This is a genomic window from Streptomyces sp. UG1 (assembly GCF_049974585.1).
Lineage (GTDB): Bacteria > Actinomycetota > Actinomycetes > Streptomycetales > Streptomycetaceae > Streptomyces.
Genome location: NZ_JBNGGG010000135.1, coordinates 1 through 1,380, shown reverse-complemented (window position 1 = coordinate 1,380; position 1,380 = coordinate 1). Strand labels below are relative to the sequence as shown.

Below are 1,380 nucleotides of genomic sequence, written 5' to 3'. Positions count from 1 at the left end.
CTGCGATTGGTGTGCTGGGAAGTCTGCTTCTGGGGCTTCTGACTTATCTGACGAATCTGTATTTCAAAATAAGAGAAGATTGAGGTAGCCTGAGTTTAACGGACACTCCTTCCTGAAATAGAATGGCATCAGAAGGAGCTAATAATGAGCAGAAAAAACCAACGTTACTCTAAAGAGTTCAAAGCCGAAGCTGTCAGAACGGTTCCTGAAAATCAACTTTCGATCAGTGAAGGCGCTTCCCGATTATCTCTTCCTGAAGGCACTTTAGGACAATGGGTTACCGCCGCCAGAAAAGGGCTCGGTACTCCTGGTTCCCGCACGGTGGCTGAACTGGAATCTGAAATTCTGCAACTGCGTAAGGCGTTAAATGAAGCTCGCCTTGAGCGAGATATATTAAAAAAAGCAACAGCGTATTTTGCACAGGAGTCGCTGAAAAATACGCGTTAATCGAACAATGGCGACAACAATTTCCCATTGAAGCGATGTGTCAGGTATTTGGTGTATCCAGGAGCGGTTATTACAACTGGGTACAGCATGAACCCTCAGACAGAAAACAAAGTGATGAGCGGCTAAAACTGGAGATTAAGGTGGCACATATCCGCACTCGCGAAACATATGGAACCCGGCGGCTCCAGACGGAGCTGGCAGAGAATGGCATCATCGTTGGTCGTGACCGACTGGCACGTCTTCGTAAGGAGCTAAGGCTACGCTGTAAGCAGAAACGCAAGTTCAGAGCGACTACGAACCCGAACCACAATCTGCCAGTTGCGCCAAATCTGCTGAACCAGACGTTCGCTCCTACAGCACCAAATCAGGTCTGGGTGGCGGACCTGACGTATGTTGCCACACAGGAGGGATGGTTGTACCTCGCTGGCATCAAAGATGTTTATACGTGTGAAATTGTCGGCTACGCCATGGGAGAGCGCATGACAAAAGAGCTGACAGGTAACGCCCTGTTTCTGGCGCTCAGGAGCCAGCGCCCACCTGCCGGGCTAATCCACCACTCTGATCGAGGTTCACAGTACTGCGCATACGATTACCGGGTCATACAGGAGCAGTCTGGTCTGAAAACATCAATGTCGCGTAAAGGTAACTGTTACGACAACGCTCCGATGGAAAGCTTCTGGGGAACGCTGAAAAATGAGAGCCTGAGCCACTATCGTTTTAATAACCGGGATGAAGCCATCTCAGTAATACGGGAATACATTGAGATTTTCTACAATCGTCAGCGTCGTCACTCTCGTCTGGGGAATATCTCCCCGGCAGCCTTCAGGGAAAAATATCATCCGATGGCTGCTTAAAAAAAGAACAAATGGTAGTGTCCGCTATTGCCAGTACACCTCAATAGGAGTGCGATTTCATAAGCACGGCGCTCAATAT

2 protein-coding genes are annotated in these 1,380 nt (G+C 48.8%); both read left to right on the top strand.

Annotation, left to right across the window (positions count from 1 at the left end; all coding sequences use genetic code 11):
• The coding region (locus ACP4J3_RS50665; RefSeq protein WP_426545058.1) for a phage holin at positions 1-83 on the top strand (83 nt) is incomplete at its 5' end.
• A 61-nt stretch (positions 84-144) separates the two neighbouring features.
• Positions 145-1,301 (top strand): IS3-like element IS600 family transposase gene (locus tag ACP4J3_RS50660; RefSeq protein WP_426545056.1). Its coding sequence is split into 2 segments (ribosomal slippage): positions 145-394 and positions 394-1,301, totalling 1,158 coding nucleotides; the frame shifts between segments, so codons are not numbered across the junction.
• Positions 1,302-1,380 lie beyond the last annotated feature (79 nt).